The organism is Leuconostoc sp., from assembly GCF_965300815.1.
In genome coordinates this window covers 1-3656 of the sequence record NZ_CBDKZH010000123.1, presented here as the reverse complement: position 1 = coordinate 3656, position 3656 = coordinate 1, and the positions used below count along the sequence as shown (strand labels likewise).

General features: G+C 40.8%; 4 protein-coding genes. All 4 read right to left on the bottom strand.

What is annotated here, in order from left to right:
- Positions 1-614: phage tail tip lysozyme (locus tag ACW12G_RS07030; RefSeq protein WP_455647614.1), on the bottom strand; the 614-nt coding region annotated here is incomplete at its 3' end.
- A gap of 12 nt (positions 615-626) precedes the next feature.
- Positions 627-2585: a type IV secretion system protein VirB4 gene (locus ACW12G_RS07025; protein ID WP_455647613.1), complete on the bottom strand. Its 1959-nt coding sequence runs from the start codon at positions 2583-2585 to the stop codon at positions 627-629.
- 2 nt (positions 2586-2587) lie between these two features.
- Positions 2588-3244: a hypothetical protein gene (locus ACW12G_RS07020; RefSeq protein ID WP_068852726.1), complete on the bottom strand. Its 657-nt coding sequence runs from the start codon at positions 3242-3244 to the stop codon at positions 2588-2590.
- A gap of 6 nt (positions 3245-3250) precedes the next feature.
- Complete coding sequence (locus ACW12G_RS07015) at positions 3251-3568, bottom strand: hypothetical protein (RefSeq protein WP_141309043.1); 318 nt, start codon at positions 3566-3568, stop codon at positions 3251-3253.
- Positions 3569-3656: the final 88 nt, after the last annotated feature.

The following is a 3656-nucleotide window of genomic DNA, read 5'->3' as shown; positions in this document are numbered from 1 at the left end:
GCAAATAGCTTTTTAATTTCTTGTGCAGTCTTAGTCGTTTCACCGACCTTGCGTTGCGGATCATTTTCATGCACGCCTTCAAATTTTGTATCCCACGCCACCAGTGAACTTTCTATATTGTTTGCAGTAGCGAGAAGAATCATCGTTTCTTTATGACTACTTCGCAACTCATTAATGGCAAGTTGAACCTGTCCTTCAACTGTATCAGGTGTGTCTTTATAGCGATTACCGTTAACCGACCCAGCTCCCCATTGCCAAATTCCTTTAACTTGACCAGATGGATTGTATGCCTCGGGATTAAACCCACTCTCACGTATGCCAATGGCGAGGGCCGCGGCAATGTTGTCCCCTGACATGTGCAACTCCTTTTGAAAACGATCTGCGGCATGACGCATATTCTGTGCAGTTTTAGAATTCAAATCATGCCAATCACCACCAAATCCCTTACCAACATCACTGATAACAGTATCATCATTCCAGCAATCTTCTCCTTGGGTTGAGACAATCATGATTAACATCGTAAATCCAACAGCAATCGTTAACAAGATAGTAGCTACCGCTGTTATAAGCGCATAAAGTTTTAGTTTCTTGGTCTTTAACCAGAGATCAAACATAGGCGCCTCCTTTTATAATCCACCACCGAAAAGACGTTTTTCAGATTCATTTAATGCAACATGCATGAAGGTTGCTTGCTTACCTACAAGATTAAACAGAAAGTCCCCTTGATCCATCGATTCAAGAGCTTGAAGCTGCCCATTAGTAATGTTGCTTTCACTCACAACTTTTCGTAAACGAGTGGTATCTGTTTTTGAGAGACGACCGATTAGTTGCTTTGGAAAGCGTCCAAAAAATGATGACGCCGCACGACTCGCATCAGAGTCCACTGCTTGTCCTGTGGGCACGACATTTTTAAGACCTGGGAAAATAGCAATCATACCAAAGAAGTCTTTACCATGTTGTGCCATCATATTATCTCCAAAGGTTATTCCTAAAGCATGTTTAGCATTAAAAATGTCATCTGCTTCATCTTGAATCCACCAGAAATATTTTGGTGGTTGTTTACCAGGTTGATTAGGTTGGATTGATATTTTGTTTTCCTTGATTAACTGACGTTGTTTTGTCCCGTTGATCGTAATGTAGCTTTCCATTAGAGACAAAATGGTAAAGTATTGCGCATGATACAAGTCAGGCTCTAAGCGTGAAAGACCACTGGTATCAAATCGCACGAGTCGTTCGTGTGAGAGATCAGGCATTGTTGTAATGCCATTGACCATATCGCCATGATTTTGAATCAGACTTTTGATTGTCATAAGGATATTATCCAACCGTTCAATCGTTGGCTGCGTCATTCCACGGGTCATCATATTGCGTGTCTCAAGATACGTGAGAAAATCCTCCAGAATTGGATACTCATCATTTCGTAATCCAATAATCTTTAGATCTTGCGGATTATCCTTTGGAGATGGTGACCACATTCTTTTATCGATATAGAAGTCTGTCAGTAAGTCCCCTACCATCTGCAATTCTTTCTTGTCAGCATCAGGATTGAGTGTTGCGTAATACGTGATAACCTTGCTTCGATGTTGATTGAAGCTGCCGATAACGTCAATCTGTCCATCATCTCTTAAGACAGTGCCAAACACCTGTAGAAGATTGATGATGTTTTGGCTACCATCAAGGGTCAATGTTAAGCCATAGTACATATTCACCAAGTCACGCCATTCGTTAGACTTATCAAATACCCATGCAGTATCACCGCGAGCAATGAGTGGTGGCAAATTCTTTTTTGCAAGCGTACTTTTACCAGAACGTTCACCACCGATTACGATATTGTAGGCAGTTAGTTGTGTGTGGTTATCAGTGAAACTTGGATCATACATGACTTCACCGTCTTGCATTGTTAGCCCCATATATGAACCACGTGGATGAGCAATGAAGGTCTGATTAAAAGCGTACGAACCGGCTAATGCGTGTGCTTTCATCGGAAAACCACGATCACGAATAGCTTGGTTTTCAATCGTCATTGCTGGTACAAAGAATTGCCGGAAATGTGTCAGCTGCTCTGATGGATAAACTTTCAAGCGATAATTTGATAGTTGTTGTTGAATTTCCTTCACTCGATGTCGTAACGCTTCTGGGTTGAGGTCGGAAATCATCAGACGTACATAGAGACGCTTATAAATTTCACGGCCATTTCGTGCCTCATTTAAGTCTGCTAACGTGATATTTGCATCGGCGGCAGCTTCTAAGGCTTCACCTTGTGATGTTACGTCACTATTAGCCTTTGCCTTCAAATCATTGGTTGCCTTTTCGAGTGCCCGTTGAACTGCAAATTTATCTTCTGTACCAATCTTAATATCAATAATGGCATTGCGTTGATTTAGCAATTCACGGAACCAACCTTGCCTTTGGGTTGTTTTAGGATAATCATAAACATTGATAATTGCCGATGAAGACATGCCATCATCAAAATAGGTTGTATGAAATTCAACGCCACCTGGGTTTTGAATCTGTTCAATTAAATCCAAATTATATCCCTGCGCTTTTAGGGCAGAACGTTTTGGATTATTAATTGGTAATCGCATGGTTACTTATCCTCCAATTCTAAGTTTTCACCTGGATTATTGATCTGATACAAAATCATCTTCTTGCGTTCCAAAGTGACTTGCTCAGGTGTGAATGCCGCACCTGACTGTGCAATGAAATCGCGTCGATTCTTTTCTAAAGCAGGAATCGTTTTACCGTATATAACCGCTGTATACTCCTGGTGTTTAATGTCCCCAACAACATTTTTTTCAAGATTAATCTCATGGAGAATGAATTGTCGCATGCCGAGAAGTTGGGCGTATTCACGTGTATCAGGTGGTAATTGTTGTAGTTGAGACTCAACTCTGACAAGTTCCTGCCCCCAAGCACCTTGTTGGACACGTGTATCAGCGGGTAATTGACTGACCTTGATATCAAAACTTTCTGTATAGGTTGACAGTAAGGCGTGAAAAGCGCCAATAATTTCGCTCGCACTGTTATCACCATCGGTATTTAAGAAGTCCAAATCTTTTCCTGGCAGATTTAACATATCCGCGTAGGTATCATCTGTGAGTAAGATTGGTTGGCCAGGCTTATCTTCCAAAATATCCTTATAAGGTAGAATCATATAACTGGGTTTCTTGACCCGATTAGATTTAAAAATCGTGATGGCTGATAAACTATTTTTTGACTTTTTTTGTTGTATTTGAATACCCATAATTGATCACCCTTTTCGCTTAGTTACTGACAAGATATCAGCAGTTGCTGGATTCCCTGCTTTTAGGAGTGTTCGTAAAATTTCTTGATACATTAACCCGTTAGGATTACTTGGACTAGGCAGAATCAAAAAGCCAGCAAGAAGCAAATTGGCTACGATAAATATCAATCCGAACCAACCAATGTTGTATGGGTACAACAACTTAATCCCAAAATATGTAATGGCGAGGATGATAACAACTACCGCAACGCGTTCCATGGTTACAAAAAGCCAGCGGCCAACTTTTTTCCAGATATTGCGTCCTGGTGTAAAGTTTTCGTACATCGTTTAATACCTCCTTTTTAAATTTATGCCTGGATTGAGGTTCAATCTGGTGTCACATTAGCAAAAAAAAGGCAGCCCACCCAATGTG

Bases quoted from the DNA above. Each gene is read 5' to 3' on its own strand.
- ACW12G_RS07025 (WP_455647613.1), bottom strand. From the start codon at position 2,585: ATGCGATTACCAATTAATAATCCAAAACGTTCTGCCCTAAAAGCGCAG.
- ACW12G_RS07020 (WP_068852726.1), bottom strand. From the start codon at position 3,244: ATGGGTATTCAAATACAACAAAAAAAGTCAAAAAATAGTTTATCAGCC.
- ACW12G_RS07015 (WP_141309043.1), bottom strand. From the start codon at position 3,568: ATGTACGAAAACTTTACACCAGGACGCAATATCTGGAAAAAAGTTGGC.